Source organism: Porphyrobacter sp. LM 6, from assembly GCF_001720465.1.
Taxonomy (GTDB): domain Bacteria; phylum Pseudomonadota; class Alphaproteobacteria; order Sphingomonadales; family Sphingomonadaceae; genus Erythrobacter.
The window spans coordinates 506,435-520,511 of sequence record NZ_CP017113.1; the positions used below are offsets into that span (position 1 = coordinate 506,435).

A 14,077-nucleotide genomic window follows, 5' to 3' on the forward strand; every position below is an offset into this window, starting at 1 on the left:
GCGCGGCGCGCTTACGCGATGCCGAGCGCCTTGACCTTTTCGACCAGCGCGGCGACGTCGGCGACCTTTTCGCCCGCCTGGCGCACCGGCGGCTCGGCGACCTTGAGGGTCTTGAGGCGCGGGGTCAGATCGACGCCGTAATCGGCAGCGGTCTTGGTCGCGAGCGGCTTCTGCTTGGCCTTCATGATGTTCGGCAGCGAAGCATAGCGCGGCTCGTTGAGGCGCAGGTCGGTGGTGACGATCGCGGGGAGCGCGAGCTTCACGGTCTGCAAGCCCCCATCGACTTCGCGCTTCACCACGACGCTGTCGCCTTCGACGGCGACGGTGTTGGCGAAGGTGCCCTGCGGACGGCCCATCAGGGCTGCGAGCATCTGACCGGTCTGGTTCGAATCGTCCGAGATCGACTGCTTGCCGAGGATGACGAGGCCGGGGGCTTCTTCATCGGCAATCGCCTTGAGGATCTTGGCAACCGCCAGCGGCTCGACCTCTTCTTCGGTCTCGACGAGGATCGCACGGTCGGCGCCCATGGCGAGCGCGGTGCGGAGCGTTTCCTGCGCCTTGGCCGGGCCGACGGAAACCGCCACGATTTCAGTCGCCGCGCCCTTTTCTTTGAGGCGGATGGCTTCTTCGACCGCGATCTCGTCGAACGGGTTCATGCTCATCTTGACGTTGGCAAGGTCAACGCCCGTGCCATCGGCCTTGACCCGCGGCTTGACGTTGTAATCGATCACCCGCTTGACGGGGACGAGGATCTTCATGGGGCGTTCCTTCCTCTCACAAAATCACTGGCCCAGAATCACTGGGACTGAGGCCTTGGATGTCCGCCTAGCTTGCGTTTACGTAAACGTCAAGCGAGGCGGGCGTGCCGAAGGCCAAGGATGTGCCCACCCCCTTGCTTTCCGGCATCCGCAGGTCAAGCCCTCAAATCACCAGTGCTTTACCGCCTGACCCGGCACAGATACGTAAGGGATCGGGGAGGGATGACGTGATGGGCAAATTGGCATGGTTGGCAGGCCTTGCGCTGCTGGCCGCAACCCCGCTGGCGGCGCAAGAAACTCGCATGGCCGCGGACGGTGCGCCCGCGCCCGCAGCCACAATCGCCGAGGCTGCGTGGCTGATCGGATCATGGAGCGGCAGCGGGATCGGCGGGGCCGAGGCGCATGAAAGCTGGCTCGCGCCGTCGGGGGACACGATGGTCGGTGTCTTCGTCCAGGAAACCGCCGCCGGGGGGATCATGTTTTCCGAGCACATGTATCTGATGGAGCAGGACGGCAGCCTCGTCGTGAAGCTCAAGCACTTCAACCCCGACCTGACCGGCTGGGAGGAGAAGGACGGGATGATCACCTTCCGCCTGATCGCGGCGGAACCCTGCGCGCTCTATTTCAATGCTCTCACCTATCGCTGTGATGGCGAGGGCGGGATGGTGGTCGCGGTGCGGATGAAAAGTGCCAAGCCCGAACCGCAGGAACTTGTGTTCCGGTTCCGCAAGACGGGGCGTTGAAGAACCGGTCGCACTTGCGACTGCAAGGCCGACTGGACGCCCGCCCGGAGGGGCGGGCGCACAGTAATCAGGCCGCCTTCTTCACTTCCGCGACGATCTTCTTCGCCGCATCGCCGAGGTTGTCGGCGGGCACGATCGCGAGGCCCGAATTGGCGAGGATCGCCTTGCCTTCGGCCACGTTGGTGCCTTCGAGGCGCACGACCAGCGGAACCTGGAGGTTCACGTCCTTCGCCGCCTGGACGATCCCGTTGGCGATCACGTCGCACTTCATGATCCCGCCGAAGATGTTGACGAGGATGCCCTCGACCGCCGGGTCCTTGAGGATGATCTTGAAGGCCGCCGTCACCTTCTCGGTGGTGGCGCCGCCGCCCACGTCGAGGAAGTTCGCCGGGAAGGCGCCGTTGAGCTTGATGATGTCCATCGTCGCCATCGCCAGCCCTGCGCCGTTCACCATGCAGCCAATGTTCCCGTCGAGCTTGATGTAGGCGAGATCATATTCGGATGCCTCGACTTCCGCCGGGTCTTCCTCGGTCTCGTCGCGCAGGGCTTCGATATCGGGGTGGCGGTAGAGGGCGTTGCCATCGAAGCTCATCTTGGCGTCGAGCACCAGCAGCTTGCCGTCTTCGCTTTCGACCAGCGGGTTGATTTCCAGCATCTCGCAATCGGTGGCGAGGAAGGCGTCATAGAGCTGCTTGGCGAGCTTCTGCGCCTGCTTGTTGAGATCGCCCTTGAGCTTGAGCGCGAAGGCCACCGCGCGGCCATGGTGCGGCTGGAAGCCCTGTGCGGGATCGACGGTGAAAGTGGTGATCAGCTCGGGCGTGTCATGCGCCACGGTTTCGATGTCCATCCCGCCCTCGGTCGAAACCACGAAGGCGACGCGGCCCGAAGCGCGGTCAACCAGCAGCGAGAGGTAGTATTCCTTGGCGATGTCGACGCCGTCGGTGATGTAGAGGCGGTTCACCTGCTTGCCCGCATCCCCCGTCTGGATGGTGACCAGCGTGTTGCCGAGCATTTCGGTGGCGTGGGCGCGCACTTCATCAAGGCTCTTGGCGAGGCGCACGCCGCCCTTGGCGTCAGCGGGGAGTTCCTTGAACTTGCCCTTGCCGCGTCCGCCGGCATGGATCTGGGCCTTCACGACATAGAGCGGCCCGGGCAGCTTCTTGGCGGCTTCAACCGCTTCTTCGACGCTCAGCGCGGCATGGCCTGCGGGGACAGCGATCCCGTGGCTCGCGAGCAGTTCCTTGGCCTGGTATTCGTGGACGTTCATGGCGTGTCGATCCCTTGCTTCAAATCCTGGGGAGAGGTTTGTCTGCGGGCGGCCTAAGCACGGATCGACAGGCTTGAAAAGTGCCTGCGGCAAGGCCAACACCATAGCCTCTCATGATTGACAGGGATCGCCTTCAAGAGATTGTCCGCGAGGCGGGCCGCATCGCCCATTCGCGCTGGCCGGGGGCGGGCCATGACCTGCACAGCTGGGACAAGACCCCGAACAATCCGGTGAGCGAGGCTGATCTCGAGGTCGACCGCTTTTTGAAGCGCGAATTGACCCGGCTGTTGCCCTCGGCGGCGTGGCTGTCGGAGGAAACCGTCGATGACAAGGGCCGCACAGCGAGCGGGCTGATCTGGCTGGTCGATCCGATCGACGGTACCCGCGATTTCGTGCGCGGGCGTAGCGGCTGGGCAGTGTCGGTGGCGCTGGTGAGCGCGGGCAAGCCCCTGATCGGGATGCTCGCCGCGCCTGTGCGGGGCGAGGAATGGCTGGCGCTTGCGGGACAAGGCGCAACGCTCAATGGCGCACCGATCAGAGCGAGCACCCGCAGCCAGTTCCCCGGCGCACGCGTGCCGACCCACACGCTCCCCAAGGAAGACAGCGATCTCGTCGCGGTCGAGCAGCCCAATTCGATCGCGCTCAGGATCGCGATGGTCGCCGATGATCGCGCCGATCTCGTCGCGACGCTGCGCTGGGGCTTTGAATGGGATATCGCCGCCGCGACCCTGATCGCGCGCGAGGCCGGGGCGGAAGTCACCGATGCCTTCGGCGCGCCGCTCGCCTACAACAAGCACGACCCGCGCGATTTCGGCCTGCTGGTCTGCGCCCCCGCGATCCACGCCGCCGCGGTCGAACGGCTGGCAGAGCGGGCAAAGGCGCTGCGTTAAGCCTTTCTGGTCCTCAGAACGCAAACGGGCCGCCCAATGGGCGGTCCCGCAAGCGCGAACGCGCGCCCGCAGCGACGCGACCTTCAGGTCGCGTGAGCGAGGAGTGGGGGCGCGGAGGCGCCCCCACCCACCTTACTGCGCGCGTGCCGCAGCCACGTCTTCCTGGCTGATCGGGGTGATCTTGATTTCGACCCGGCGGTTGAGCGGCTCGTTGACGTTGTCGGCGGTCTTCACCCGCAGCGAGTCATACGCTTCGCCAAAGCCCTTGGTCGCGATCCGCGCCCGCGCCACGCCGCGCGCGGCGAGATAATCGGCGACCGCCTGCGCGCGCTCTTCGGACAGGCGCTGGTTGGTGGCGGGCGAGCCGGTGGTGTCGGTGAAGCCGTACACGTCGATCAGGCTGTTCGGGTACTTGATCAGCGATTCGGCGACGCTGTTGAGCGTATCGAGGAAGCCGGGGTTGATCGCCGCGGAGCCGGTGGCGAAGGTCACGCCGTCGGGCAGGCGCACCAGAATTGCGTCCTGATCGCCGACTTCTTCGACATCCACGCCGCTGCCGGCGGTCTGTTCCTTCAGTTCCTTGATCTGGTCGTCATACTGCTTGCCGATCACCGCGCCGGCCGAACCGCCGATCCCGGCACCGATGATGCGTCCGGTATCGCCGCCGATGGCGCCGCCGAGCAGATAGCCCAGCGTGCCGCCGCCGATCGCGCCGATGGCAGTGCGCGAAATCTTCTTCTCGCCGGTGTTGGGGTCAGTAACGCAGGCGGTGGTGGTGCCGAGCAGGGCCAGAGCCGCCGTCCCGGACATCAGGAAACGCGAAAAAGTCATATCAGTCCCTCCCTTAGCAACTGTGCCGACATTGCCACGTCGCCCGGTTGGCGACAAGGCAGCGGCCTGTCGGGGATGGCGCTCTCTTGGCGTCCGGCGCATTGACCGCAGTTGAATGGGAGTGTGCCCATCCGTTCAGGAGCGGCGGAATGCCCGGATGGCATCGCCGCCAGTTTGTGCTAGCGCTGATGCCGTGACGCCGTTTCCCTGGTCAGACCTGTTCATCATCCTCGCCCTGATTGTGCTCAACGGGGTGTTCGCCATGTCCGAGTTGGCGATCGTTTCCGCCAAGACCAGCACGCTCGAAGCCAAGGCGGAAGGGGGATCGACCAGCGCGCGGATCGCGCTCGATCTGGCGGCCAACCCGGGCAAGTTCCTTTCGACCGTGCAGATCGGGATCACCCTGATCGGGATCATCGCCGGGGCCTATTCGGGCGCGAGCCTGGGCGGCCCGGTGGGCGAACGGCTGGTGGCGCTGGGAATGGCGCAGACCTATGCCGATGAAACCGGTTTTGCGCTGGTGATCGCCATTACCACCTATCTCAGCCTGATCGTCGGCGAGCTGGTGCCCAAGCAGCTTGCCTTGCGCGCGGCGGTGCCGGTGTCGCTGGTGATGGCGCGGCCGATGTCCTTCGTGGCGCGCGCGGCGGCGCCGCTGGTGTGGCTACTCGATTCCAGCTCGGCGGCGGTAATCCGGCTGTTCGGCATTCGCGCCGGCGATGATGCGCGGGTCACCGCCGAAGAGCTGCACATGATCTTTGCCGAAGCGACGCGCTCGGGCGCGATCGAGGCGGAGCAGCGCCAGCTCCTGACCGGCGTGGTGCGGCTGGCCGAACGCCCGGTGCGCGAGATGATGACCCCGCGCACCGAGGTCGACTGGATCGAGGCCGATGCCGATGCCGACGAGATGCGCGAGACGATCGAAGCCAGCTCGCATTCGCTGCTGCCGGTTGCCGATGGCTCGCCCGATGCGATCCTCGGTGTGGTCAAGGTGCGCGACGTGCTTGCCGCGATGGTGCGCGGCGGGCCGGTTTCGATCCGTGACATGATGCGCAAGGCCGAGGTTGTGCCCGACCAGCTCGACGCGATGGACGCGCTCAGGGTGCTGCAATCGGCGGATGTGGCGATGGCGGTGGTGCACGATGAATACGGGCATTTCGAAGGGATCGTGACCCCGGTCGATCTGCTCACCGCGATCGTCGGCAACTTCGCCAGCGATAGCGATGACGGCGATCTGCCCTCGGTGGTCGAGCGCGAGGATGGCTCGCTGCTGGTCTCGGGCTCGCTGTCTGCCGATGCGCTGGCCGACCGGCTGGGTCTCGATTACGGCGAGGACCGCGAATTCGGCACGGCGGCGGGCTATGTGCTGTCGGTGATGAAGAAGCTGCCGGGCGAAGGCGAGCACTTCACCGATCAGGGCTGGCGCTTCGAGGTCGTCGACATGGACGGCCGCCGGATCGACAAGCTGCTTGTCAGCCGTGTGAAGGGCGAGGGCGAGTAAGGCCGCGTTTTTATTTCGCCCTCAGACGCCGGGCGGCGGACATCCGTCCGCCTTGGCTTTCCTCGCATAAGCTCGGGCGGCCATTCGGCCTTGCGGAGGCTACGCCTCCGTTTGGTGCAATACAAACCGACACCGTAGGTGTCGCAAGCGCGAACGCGCGCCGCGGCTTATGCCGCGAAAGCCAAGCGGGCCGGATGGCCCGCGCCCGGCGTTTGAGGGTCAAATCAGGAAGGTATTACCGCCGAAGCCGACTGCCCGTCGCCCTGCGGTGCGGCGATGATATCGCGGGTCACGCGACCCTTGGCGACGGTGTTGGTCTGGTTGTCGCCAACCACACTGCGGATGCCCGGTGCGGCGCTGCCGGCACGGTCGATCACGCTCGCTTCGACCCGGCTGCGCGGCGCGGGGCCACCGAACAGCGCGTCGAGAGCCTGCTCGGATGCCGTCCCTTCGCTCGGGCGCGGGGCGCCGGGGGCGGGCGGGGTCAGGCTGAAATCGGGCGGCACCACCAGCGGCGCCTGACGCTGCACTGCGAATTCATCGGGCCGCTCGCGGTTGAACACCCCGCCGCCGCCGCCACAGGCAGCCAGCATCGCCGAACAGCCGGCCAGCACAATCACAGGGGCAAACTTACGCATTGTCAGTCTCTCCACGGGGCGTGTCCCCGGTATCGGTCGCGCCCTTGTCGCGCACCAGCAGGCTGCGGGCAAGGATAATGACAACGCCGATGGTGATAGCCGCATCGGCGATGTTGAAGATCAGGAAGGGGCGGAAATCGCCGATGTGGAAATCGGCGTAATCGATGACGTAGCCGAATTCGAAGCGGTCGCGGATATTGCCCAGCGCCCCGCCGAGGATCAGCGCCAGCGCGGCGATATCGCCGAGCAGCTTCTCGCGCATCATCCACACCAGCACCACCACCGCGATTGCGGCGGTCATTGCCACCAGCAGCCAGCGGCTTTCCATGCTGGTCGCTTCCAGCAGGCCGAGCGAGATGCCGCGGTTCTCGGTATAGGTGAAATCGAAGAACGACAGCAGATCGACATGGCCGACCTCGCGCAGCGAGAGCACCTTGATCACATACCACTTCACCGCCTGATCGACGATCACGATCAGCGCCGCGAGCGCCAGCCCGATCAGCCGGTTGCGGGTGACGAGGCCGCTCATTGAGCTGCATCCAGCTGCGCGACGGCATCGTCGCAGCGCCCGCACAGCGCGCCGTCTTCTGCCACATCGGGCAGATGGCGCCAGCAGCGGGTGCACTTGTGGTGTTGGGTCTTGGTGATCATGGGCTTTTCAACGCCCTTGTCGAAAGCAACTGTCGCAGTGATGAACAGCTCCGAGAGGAACTCGACGTTCCGATAATCTCGCAGGATACCATCTAAGTCGGGGAGCACGACTTCCGCTTCAAGACTCGAGCGGATAACTTTGTCACGACGCAGCGGCTCAATTGCCTCGTTCACCTCATCGCGCAACTTCCGAAGCTCGCCCCACTTGAGCAAGAAGTCGTTGCTGACATTCACCTTCGGCACACTCGGCCATTCGAGCAGGTGCACCGAGCCGCGCTGACCCGCATCATCGGCCTCGCCATCCTCGGGATAGCGGCTCATCCACACCTCTTCCGCCGTAAACACCAGCACCGGCGCGGCATAGCGCACCAGCGCGTGGAACAAGAGGTCGAGCACGGTGCGATAGGCGTTGCGCGTCACGCTGTCCGGCCCGTCGCAATAGAGGCTGTCCTTGCGGATATCGAAGAAGAAGGCCGACAGGTCTTCGTTGCAGAAATCAACCAGCAGGCGGGTGTAGAGGTTGAAGTCGTAAGCTTCTGCCGCCGCCTTCAGCTTCCCGTCCAGCTCGGAAAGCAGCGCGAGGATATAGACTTCCAGCTCGGGCAGTTCGCCCGCATCGCTCATGTCGCCCACGAACCCGTCGAGCGCGCCGAGCAGATAGCGGAAGGTGTTGCGCAGCTTGCGGTACTGGTCGCCCACACCTTTCAGGATTTCATCGCCGATGCGGTGATCTTCGGTGAAGTCGACCGAAAGCGCCCACAGGCGGATGATATCCGCGCCGTATTGCTCCATCACCTTCAGCGGATCGATGGTGTTGCCGAGGCTCTTCGACATCTTCTTGCCCTTGGCATCCATCGTGAAGCCGTGGGTAAGAACCTGATCATAGGGCGCGCGGCCGCGGGTGACGCAGCTTTCAAGCAGGCTCGACTGGAACCAGCCGCGGTGCTGATCCGATCCTTCGAGATAGAGGTTGGCGGGCCATGTGAGGTCCGGCCAGCGCCCGCTTTCGAGCACGAAGGCGTGGGTGCAGCCGCTATCGAACCACACGTCGAGAATGTCGGTGACCATCTCGAACTCGGCGGGGTTGTAGTCGGGGCCGAGGAAGGCGGCCTTGTTGGCGCTGTTCCACGCGTCCATGCCCTCGTCATTCACCGCCGCGACGATGCGGGCGTTGACTGCCGGATCAGCCAGAAATGATCCATCGGGCCGCACGAACAGCGTGATCGGCACGCCCCACGCGCGCTGGCGCGAGAGCACCCAGTCGGGCCGCCCTTCGACCATCGAGCCGAGGCGGTTGCGGCCCTTGGCGGGGATGAATTCGACCCGCTGGATTTCGGCGAGGGCGGTGCTGCGGAGCGTGGTGCCATCGCCAAGATCGCGGTCCATCGGCACGAACCACTGCGGGGTGCAGCGGAAGATCACCTTGGCCTTGGAGCGCCACGAATGCGGGTAGGAGTGTGCGTAATCCGCGCTTGCGGCGAGCAGCGCACCCGCGTCGCGCAGGTCCGAACAGATCGGGCCATCGGGCGCGTTGAACTTGGGGTTGATGACGCTCATGCGCCGCTCGTCGGATGCGCCGAGCCAGCCCCAGTCGTCGCGGTAGCGCCCGTCGTCCATCACCGCGAAGACGGGGTTGATGCCGTTCGCCTTGCACAGATCGAAGTCGTCCTCGCCGTGATCGGGCGCCATGTGGACGAGGCCGGTGCCAGAATCGGTGGTGACGAAATCGCCGGGGAGCAGCGGGCGCGGGGCCGCGTAGAACCCGCCGAGATGGTGCATCGGGTGGCGGGCGAGGGTGCCGGCGAGGTCTGCGCCTTTGTAGCGCCCGCCCTTCACGCCCAGCGCGGGGAAGACTTCGACCGTCGGCCCGACAGCACCTTCGACATTGATCTTCGACAGGGCTGCATTCAGCCGGGCCTTGAACGCTTCGACCAGTTCCTTGGCGACCAGAACTCGGGTGCAGTCATCTGGCAGCCCGGCAGCTTCTGCCGCCTCGGCGGTGGCTGCCTTGCCGGATTGAGGAGACGCACCTTCTTCGGCACCGGCCTCATAAACGATGTCGAGCAATTCATACTCAACCTCCGGCCCATAGGCCAAAGCCTGGTTCACCGGGATCGTCCACGGCGTCGTCGTCCAGATCACCGCATACGCGCCGACCAGCTCGGGGATCGGCGATTCCACAATCTCGAACGCCACATCGATCTGGGTCGAAGTGATGTCCTCGTATTCGACCTCCGCCTCGGCCAGCGCGGTTTGCTCCACAGGCGACCACATCACTGGCTTCGAGCCGCGATAGAGGTTCCCCGCCTCGGCCAGCTTGAGCAGCTCGGCGACGATCACCGCCTCGCTCTCCTTCTGCATGGTGAGGTAGGGATTGTCCCAATCGGCCATCACGCCGAGGCGCTTCAGCTGGCTGCGCTGCACGTCGACCCAGTGCTGGGCATAGGCGCGGCACTCGTCGCGGAAGGCCTTGACCGCCGCTTCATCGCGCCCCGCGCCGGTGAGGACGGGCTTGGCCTTCTTGTCCTTGCGGTACTGCTCCTCGACCTTCCACTCGATGGGAAGGCCGTGGCAGTCCCAGCCCGGCACGTAAGGCGCATCGCGGCCCAGCAGGTTCTGGGTGCGGCAGACCATGTCCTTGAGGATGTGGTTCAGCGCATGGCCGATATGCATATCGCCATTGGCGTAGGGCGGGCCATCGTGGAAGATGAACTTCTCGCGCCCCTGACGCGCTTCACGCAGCGCCTTGTAGAGCCCGATCTGCTCCCAGCGCGCGGCAATGCCCGGCTCCTTCTGCGGAAGTCCGGCCTTCATCGGGAAATCGGTCTTCGGCAGGAAGACGGTGTCCCGGTAATCGCGCTGTGTCGTGTCGTCAGTCATCGGAGGAGGCGCTTAGAAGGCGCCGCGCCTCGGCGCAATCCTTGTCCATCTGTTCGATCAGCGCCTCGAGGGTATCGAACTTCGCCTCGCCGCGCAGGAAGTGATGGAAGGCGACTTCGATCTCCTGCCCGTAAAGGTCGCCGGAGAAGTCGAAGAAGTAGGGTTCGAGCAGCTCCTTGGGCGGTTCGAACTGCGGGCGGATGCCGATATTGGCCGCGCCGTGGAGCACTTGTCCGCTGGCGAGCAGGCGCCCGGTCACGGCGTATATGCCGTATCTGGGGCGCAGGTAGTTATCGAGGGTCACGTTGGCGGTGGGATAGCCGATGGTGCGCCCGCGCTTGTCGCCGTGTTCGACAATGCCCCTGATCGCGAAGGGCCGGGTGAGCAGGCGCGCGGCCTCCTGCGGATCGCCGTCTCTCAGCGCTTGGCGGATGCGGCTGGAGGAGACGACCTCCTCGCCTTCGCTCACGGCCTCGACCACGCGCGATTGCAGCCCCAGTTCGGCCCCGAGCGTGCGCAGCAGTTCGACATTGCCCTTGGCCTGCCGCCCGAAGGTGAAATCGCCGCCGGTCACCACGCCGTGCGCGCCGAAGCGTTCGATGAGGATTTTGGCGATGAAATCTTCCGCGCTCGTCCCCGCCAGCTCGGCATCGAAATGGAACACCAGCATCGCGGTTGCGCCCGCGGCGAGGTAGAGTTCGTGGCGCTGTTCGAGCGTGGTCAGCCGGAAGGGCGGGGCATCGGGACGGAAGAAGCGCACCGGATGCGGATCGAAGGTGGCGATGATGGAAGGGCGACCCTCCGCCTTGGCCCAGGCAATCGCCTCGCCCGCCACCGCCTGATGCCCGCGATGAAACCCGTCGAAATTGCCAAGCGCGATGACAGCGCCGCGCAGGCTGCCCGGCATGGGATTGCGGTGATCGAGCCAGCGCATCAGCTTTGCGCTCCGGCGCGGCGGAAGGTCAGGAACGAGAAGGCGGGATAATCGCCTTTGGCTGCGTGATCCTCGCGCGCGGTTTCCGTCCATTCCGGGCCAAGCGGCGGCATGACGGTGTCGCCTGCGTAGTCCGCGTGGATCTGGGTCAACTCGATCCGGTGAGCGAGCGGCATGAACAGCGCATAGATCGCCGCCCCTCCGATCACCGCGATTTCGCCGCTGTCGTTGCCCTCGGTCGCCAGCGCCAACGCTTGCTCGACCGATCCGGCACGCTCTGCCCCTTCGCCCACGTCCTTGCCGCGGGTCAGCACGATGTGGCGGCGGCCGGGCAGCAGGCCGGGCAGGCTGTCGAAGGTCTTGCGCCCCATGATCATCGGCTTGCCAAGGGTGAGCGCCTTGAAATGCCTGAGATCGGCGGGCAGGCGCCACGGCAGATCGCCGTCCCGCCCGATCACGCCATTGGCGGCGCGGGCATAGATCAGCACGATGTCCTGCGTCATTGCGCCATTCATTTCAGCGCGTGCCCGACCCGGGTGACGTGACCCATCTTGCGCCCGGCGCGCGCCTCGCGCTTGCCGTAGAGGTGCAGGTGCGGCTCGCCCGGTTCGGCGAGGATCCTGTGCGCGTTGAGTGCATCCTCGCCGACGATGTTGCGCATGTCGATGCTGGCGAAGCGCGTCTTGGTCGCCCCCAGCGGCAGGCCGCAGATCGCGCGGATGTGGTTTTCGAACTGGCTGGTGGCTGCGCCCTCGATCGTCCAGTGGCCCGAATTGTGGACGCGCGGGGCCATCTCGTTGAACAGCGGGCCGTCGCGCGTGGCGAAGAATTCGAGCGTCAGCACGCCAACATAGCCCAGCCCCTCGGCAACCTTGGCGGCCAGCGCGCGTGCGGCCGGCACCTGCGCTTCGACCACCGCGCCGGCGGGCAGGATCGATTGGGCGAGCATCCCGCCTTCATGCATGTTGGCGGTCGAATCCCAGAAGCGCACCTCGCCGTCCGCGCCCCGCACGAGGATCACCGAGAACTCGGTCTCGTAGGTCACGAAGCCTTCGTAGATGCAGGTCACGCCGGGGAAGGTCAGCCCGCCCGCTTCCATGGCCGATCGCACGCGCCACTGGCCCTTGCCGTCATAGCCGTCACGCGCGGTCTTGAGGATGCCGGGGGTGCCGACGCTGGCAATCGCGGCGGCGAGATCCTCCGCGCTCTCGACCCGCGCATAGGGCGCAGGCGTGCCGCCGAGATCGCGTGCAAAAGCTTTCTCGTTCAGCCGGTCCTGCGCCACCTCGAGCGCGCGCGGCGGGCAGGCGAGCAGGTGCTGCGGCAGTGCGGCGACCGTGCCCAGCGGCACGTTCTCGAACTCCCAGGTCACCACGTCGCAGGAGGCGGCAAAGGTGGCCAGCGCTGCGGCATCGTCCCAATCGGCGGTGATGAAGTCCGAACAGGCATCGGCCGCGACATTGTCGCCCTCGGGCGCGTAGCCGATCACGCGGTAGCCGAGCTGCAAGGCGGCCACCGCCATCATCCGGCCCAATTGTCCGCCGCCGAGAATGCCGATGGTCGAGCCCGGTGCGAGCATCAGTCTTCCGGCGTCTCGGCCACGGCGGCGGTCTTGGCCGCGCGCCAGTCTTGCAGGCGTTCCGACAGCGCCTCGTCGCCCAGTGCGAGGATCGCGGCGGCGAGCAGTCCGGCGTTCTTCGCCCCCGCCTCGCCAATCGCCAGCGTGCCGACCGGAACCCCGCCCGGCATCTGCACGATCGAAAGCAGGCTATCCATGCCGGAAAGCGCCTTGGACTGCACCGGCACGCCCAGCACCGGCAGATGCGTCATGCTGGCGATCATGCCCGGCAAGTGCGCCGCGCCGCCCGCGCCTGCGATAATGACCGAGAACCCTTCGCCCTCGGCCCCCTTGGCGAAGGCGACCATCCGGTCGGGCGTGCGGTGCGCCGAGGTGATGCGCGCCTCGTAAGGCACTTCCAGCTCGTCGAGCACTTCGGCGGCGGCCTTCATGGTCGGCCAGTCCGACTGGCTGCCCATCACGATCGCGACCTTGCCCCCGGTGCTTTCCATCATGCGTCCTTCAGGTAGTAGCGGGTCCCCGTCACCGCGCCGCCATCGAAGTCATAGATGATCGGCTGGCCGGTGGGAATCTCGAGATCGGTGATGTCCGCGTCCGAAATGCCCGAGAGGTGCTTGACCAGCGCGCGCAGGGAATTGCCGTGCGCGGCGATGATCACGGTCTCGCCCGCCGCCAGAACGGGCAGGATCGTGCTTTCCCAATAGGGCAGCACGCGCTCGATCGTGAGCTTGAGGCTTTCAGTGTTCGGGATGGCGATCCCGGCATAGCGCGCATCGGAGGCGAGATCGAATTCGCTGCCTGCTTCCAGAACGGGTGGCGGAATGTCGAAGGAGCGGCGCCAGATCTTGACCTGGTCCTCGCCGTGCTTGGCGGCAGTCTCGGCCTTGTCGAGCCCGGTCAGCCCGCCATAGTGCCGCTCGTTCAGGCGCCAGTCCTTGACCTCGGGGATCCAGAGGCGGCCCGCCGCTTCGAGCGCGAGATGCAGCGTCTTGATCGCGCGGGTCTGGAGCGAGGTGAAGGCGTAGGTCGGCAGCACGCCCTTTTCGCGCAGCAGATGGCCCGCCGCGGTGGCTTCGGCCACGCCCTGATCGGTCAGGTCGACATCCCACCATCCGGTGAAGCGGTTTTCGAGATTCCACTGGCTCTGGCCGTGGCGGACGAGGATGAGCTTGGGCATTGTGGCTCCGTCACTGTCGGGAGCGGCGTGCGTTAGCCATCGCCGCGCGGATTGGGAAGCGATTCCGTTGCGCCAGAGTTTTCCGGCGCCGCATCCGAATCACCAAGCGCGCGGGCTTGCGCTTTTCGCCGCCGCAGGTTCTCGCGCAGTTTCGCCGCGAGCCGTTCTGCGCGCGCGTCCTTTGGGGACATATTCTTGCGAGCATCTTCACTCATGCGAAACGCCTTG

14 protein-coding genes are annotated in these 14,077 nt (G+C 65.8%); 3 read left to right on the plus strand and 11 right to left on the minus strand.

Annotated features, from left to right (window positions below):
- Positions 1-11: 11 nt before the first annotated feature.
- Positions 12-758, minus strand: a complete 747-nt coding sequence (locus BG023_RS02545) for an electron transfer flavoprotein subunit beta/FixA family protein (protein WP_069309067.1) — start codon at positions 756-758, stop codon at positions 12-14.
- Between the two features lie 230 nt (positions 759-988).
- Between BG023_RS02545 and BG023_RS02550 the strand changes: the two genes are divergently transcribed.
- Positions 989-1,501 (plus strand): DUF6265 family protein, encoded by a 513-nt coding sequence (locus BG023_RS02550; RefSeq protein WP_069309068.1) that lies wholly within the window; start codon positions 989-991, stop codon positions 1,499-1,501.
- 67 nt (positions 1,502-1,568) lie between these two features.
- Here BG023_RS02550 and sucC read toward each other — a convergent pair whose 3' ends face one another.
- The gene (gene sucC / locus BG023_RS02555) at positions 1,569-2,873 is read right to left on the minus strand and encodes an ADP-forming succinate--CoA ligase subunit beta (RefSeq protein WP_257784905.1); all 1,305 of its coding nucleotides are present in this window, start codon (positions 2,871-2,873) and stop codon (positions 1,569-1,571) included.
- An 8-nt stretch (positions 2,874-2,881) separates the two neighbouring features.
- On the opposite strand from sucC, the gene BG023_RS02560 reads away from it, so the two are divergent.
- The gene (locus BG023_RS02560; protein WP_069309070.1) at positions 2,882-3,658 is read left to right on the plus strand and encodes a 3'(2'),5'-bisphosphate nucleotidase CysQ; all 777 of its coding nucleotides are present in this window, start codon (positions 2,882-2,884) and stop codon (positions 3,656-3,658) included.
- A 132-nt stretch (positions 3,659-3,790) separates the two neighbouring features.
- Here BG023_RS02560 and BG023_RS02565 read toward each other — a convergent pair whose 3' ends face one another.
- Positions 3,791-4,489 (minus strand): OmpA family protein, encoded by a 699-nt coding sequence (locus BG023_RS02565; RefSeq protein WP_069309071.1) that lies wholly within the window; start codon positions 4,487-4,489, stop codon positions 3,791-3,793.
- Between the two features lie 193 nt (positions 4,490-4,682).
- On the opposite strand from BG023_RS02565, the gene BG023_RS02570 reads away from it, so the two are divergent.
- Positions 4,683-5,990, plus strand: a complete 1,308-nt coding sequence (locus BG023_RS02570) for a hemolysin family protein (RefSeq protein ID WP_069309072.1) — start codon at positions 4,683-4,685, stop codon at positions 5,988-5,990.
- 224 nt (positions 5,991-6,214) lie between these two features.
- Here BG023_RS02570 and BG023_RS02575 read toward each other — a convergent pair whose 3' ends face one another.
- The 8 genes from BG023_RS02575 to gpmA are packed head-to-tail and all read right to left on the minus strand — an operon-like array spanning position 6,215 to position 13,849.
- Positions 6,215-6,628, minus strand: a complete 414-nt coding sequence (locus BG023_RS02575) for a DUF3035 domain-containing protein (RefSeq protein ID WP_069309073.1) — start codon at positions 6,626-6,628, stop codon at positions 6,215-6,217.
- A complete protein-coding gene (lspA, locus tag BG023_RS02580; protein WP_069309074.1) occupies positions 6,621-7,157 on the minus strand; it encodes a signal peptidase II in 537 nt (178 codons plus the stop codon). Before lspA ends, BG023_RS02575 begins: the two co-directional genes overlap by 8 nt.
- Positions 7,154-10,159: an isoleucine--tRNA ligase gene (locus BG023_RS02585; RefSeq protein ID WP_069309075.1), complete on the minus strand. Its 3,006-nt coding sequence runs from the start codon at positions 10,157-10,159 to the stop codon at positions 7,154-7,156. The genes lspA and BG023_RS02585 overlap by 4 nt, the downstream gene beginning before the upstream one ends.
- Positions 10,152-11,093, minus strand: a complete 942-nt coding sequence (locus BG023_RS02590) for a bifunctional riboflavin kinase/FAD synthetase (protein WP_069309076.1) — start codon at positions 11,091-11,093, stop codon at positions 10,152-10,154. The genes BG023_RS02585 and BG023_RS02590 overlap by 8 nt, the downstream gene beginning before the upstream one ends.
- Positions 11,093-11,596, minus strand: a complete 504-nt coding sequence (locus tag BG023_RS02595; RefSeq protein ID WP_069309077.1) for a dihydrofolate reductase — start codon at positions 11,594-11,596, stop codon at positions 11,093-11,095. Before BG023_RS02595 ends, BG023_RS02590 begins: the two co-directional genes overlap by 1 nt.
- Before the next feature lie 8 nt (positions 11,597-11,604).
- Positions 11,605-12,672 carry a 5-(carboxyamino)imidazole ribonucleotide synthase gene (locus BG023_RS02600; RefSeq protein ID WP_069309078.1) on the minus strand — a complete coding sequence of 356 codons (1,068 nt, stop codon included), beginning with the start codon at positions 12,670-12,672 and terminating at the stop codon, positions 11,605-11,607.
- Complete coding sequence (gene purE, locus BG023_RS02605) at positions 12,672-13,163, minus strand: 5-(carboxyamino)imidazole ribonucleotide mutase (RefSeq protein ID WP_199797168.1); 492 nt, start codon at positions 13,161-13,163, stop codon at positions 12,672-12,674. Before purE ends, BG023_RS02600 begins: the two co-directional genes overlap by 1 nt.
- Complete coding sequence (gene gpmA / locus BG023_RS02610) at positions 13,163-13,849, minus strand: 2,3-diphosphoglycerate-dependent phosphoglycerate mutase (RefSeq protein ID WP_069309080.1); 687 nt, start codon at positions 13,847-13,849, stop codon at positions 13,163-13,165. The genes purE and gpmA overlap by 1 nt, the downstream gene beginning before the upstream one ends.
- Between the last annotated feature and the right edge of the window lie 228 nt (positions 13,850-14,077).

Bases quoted from the DNA above. Each gene is read 5' to 3' on its own strand.
- BG023_RS02565 (WP_069309071.1), bottom strand. From the start codon at position 4,489: ATGACTTTTTCGCGTTTCCTGATGTCCGGGACGGCGGCTCTGGCCCTG.
- BG023_RS02575 (WP_069309073.1), bottom strand. From the start codon at position 6,628: ATGCGTAAGTTTGCCCCTGTGATTGTGCTGGCCGGCTGTTCGGCGATG.
- BG023_RS02600 (WP_069309078.1), bottom strand. From the start codon at position 12,672: ATGCTCGCACCGGGCTCGACCATCGGCATTCTCGGCGGCGGACAATTG.
- purE (WP_199797168.1), bottom strand. From the start codon at position 13,163: ATGGAAAGCACCGGGGGCAAGGTCGCGATCGTGATGGGCAGCCAGTCG.
- BG023_RS02585 (WP_069309075.1), bottom strand. From the start codon at position 10,159: ATGACTGACGACACGACACAGCGCGATTACCGGGACACCGTCTTCCTG.
- BG023_RS02590 (WP_069309076.1), bottom strand. From the start codon at position 11,093: ATGCGCTGGCTCGATCACCGCAATCCCATGCCGGGCAGCCTGCGCGGC.
- BG023_RS02545 (WP_069309067.1), bottom strand. From the start codon at position 758: ATGAAGATCCTCGTCCCCGTCAAGCGGGTGATCGATTACAACGTCAAG.
- BG023_RS02550 (WP_069309068.1), top strand. From the start codon at position 989: ATGGGCAAATTGGCATGGTTGGCAGGCCTTGCGCTGCTGGCCGCAACC.
- sucC (WP_257784905.1), bottom strand. From the start codon at position 2,873: ATGGTGTTGGCCTTGCCGCAGGCACTTTTCAAGCCTGTCGATCCGTGC.
- lspA (WP_069309074.1), bottom strand. From the start codon at position 7,157: ATGAGCGGCCTCGTCACCCGCAACCGGCTGATCGGGCTGGCGCTCGCG.
- gpmA (WP_069309080.1), bottom strand. From the start codon at position 13,849: ATGCCCAAGCTCATCCTCGTCCGCCACGGCCAGAGCCAGTGGAATCTC.
- BG023_RS02560 (WP_069309070.1), top strand. From the start codon at position 2,882: ATGATTGACAGGGATCGCCTTCAAGAGATTGTCCGCGAGGCGGGCCGC.
- BG023_RS02595 (WP_069309077.1), bottom strand. From the start codon at position 11,596: ATGACGCAGGACATCGTGCTGATCTATGCCCGCGCCGCCAATGGCGTG.